This window comes from Amycolatopsis sp. NPDC059027, assembly GCF_042739735.1.
GTDB lineage: Bacteria > Actinomycetota > Actinomycetes > Mycobacteriales > Pseudonocardiaceae > Amycolatopsis.
This window is the reverse complement of record NZ_JBHYIK010000015.1, coordinates 95,568-96,970: the sequence shown is the minus strand read 5'-3', so window position 1 is coordinate 96,970 and position 1,403 is coordinate 95,568. Positions and strand designations below refer to the sequence as shown.

Below are 1,403 nucleotides of genomic sequence, written 5' to 3'. Positions count from 1 at the left end.
GGGGCTGGGGGGGGGGGCCCCCCCCCAGACCGTCCCCCCCACCCCCCCCACGGGGTCCGGGGTGTTTCGGGGGCCACCCCCGCACGGAGGGCTAGAGCTGACCGCGCGAATCCGCGATCTTGTTCAGTTCGGCCTGGTAGTAGAGGACACCGGCGCCCCACAGCAGCATCAGGAACGTCCCGAGCACGGGGTTGCAGGACTCGGGCAGGCCGGCGTGCCGCTGGGTCTCGCGGATGCGTTCCCCGGTCCGGTAGTAGGACACGAACGGCGCGACGAGGGTCCAGGACAGGAACAGGAGCACCAGCATCGGACCGGCCACCGGGGAGTCCGGCTTCCGGTGGAACGCGGCCATCTCCCGGTGGATCTTGTAGTACCAGACGAAGTGGTAGATCCCCAGCGTGATCAGCGGCAGGCCGAGCCACACCGCGGCGGGGCTGCGCCGCTTGAACTCCGGGGCGCCGGTCTCGGTGCCGTGCGGCACCGGGGGAGTGCGGAGGGCTTCCGGGTGGGTCATGTCGTCAACCTTTCTGGTTATTTCTGGCCCGCTGAGGGGAGTTTCTTGCAGTTCGCGGCTTTTCCTTCGGCATCGGCGAGATCGGCCGCGGTGGTGATGCCCTTGTAACCGGCTCGGATCCGGTCGACCTCTTCCGTTTCCTTGGTGACCGTGGCGAGCGCGGCGTTCACGGCCGTGGGATCCTGCTCGTCCGCCGACCGGATCGCGTTCCGCGCGCGTTCGAGGCTGGGCTTCATCTTCGTGTACACGTCGGCCAGTGCCGAGACGTATTTCTCGGAGTCGGCGTGCGGCCCCTTCTTCAAGGCGTTCAGATCGCTCACCGCCTGGTCGACGGCCGCCACCCGGGCGTCCGATTCGGACACCGACTGCGCCTTGACCTTGGCCGGTTCGTCGTTCATCGGCTTGACGGCGGCGAAGACGTCGCCGAGCTTGACCGAAACTCCGCACACCTTGTCGATCCAGGCGATCGTCGCGGCGTCCGCAGTGGACGAACACGCGGCGAGTGGCAGCGCGGCGGCCACCACGACTCCCGCGGCGATACCTCGGTACCTCATGGATTTCTCCCAATGCTTCTGATGGATTACTTCGTCCTTTTTGGACGAGTAGAACCGGGCGCCGGGCGGGGATCGCACCGAGCCGCCGGGGCGAATTCACCGTAGAACCCGGCCCATTCCCGCACCAGGCAGAACAAGAGGCAGAACTACGAGGACGGCCGCCGCCGCGCGCTGGGGTGCCGGGCGGCGGCGCGGGCCCCCCCGGGGGGGGCCCCGCCCCGGGGCGCGGGCCCCCGCGCGCCCCCCCCGGTGGCGGGTGCGCGGGGCGGGCCCCCCCCCCCCGACGGCTGGGGACTGCGGCAACCCCTGCTCGACGCGCTCGGCGCGGCACGGAT

Annotated in this window: 2 protein-coding genes; both read right to left on the bottom strand. The window is 70.3% G+C overall.

Features of this window, described 5'->3' with window-relative positions; all coding sequences use genetic code 11:
• Positions 1-91: 91 nt before the first annotated feature.
• A complete protein-coding gene (locus tag ACFWY9_RS13040; RefSeq protein WP_378326163.1) occupies positions 92-514 on the bottom strand; it encodes a DUF4234 domain-containing protein in 423 nt (140 codons plus the stop codon).
• A gap of 17 nt (positions 515-531) precedes the next feature.
• Positions 532-1,068, bottom strand: coding sequence for a hypothetical protein (locus tag ACFWY9_RS13035; protein WP_378338947.1), 537 nt, complete (start codon positions 1,066-1,068; stop codon positions 532-534).
• Between the last annotated feature and the right edge of the window lie 335 nt (positions 1,069-1,403).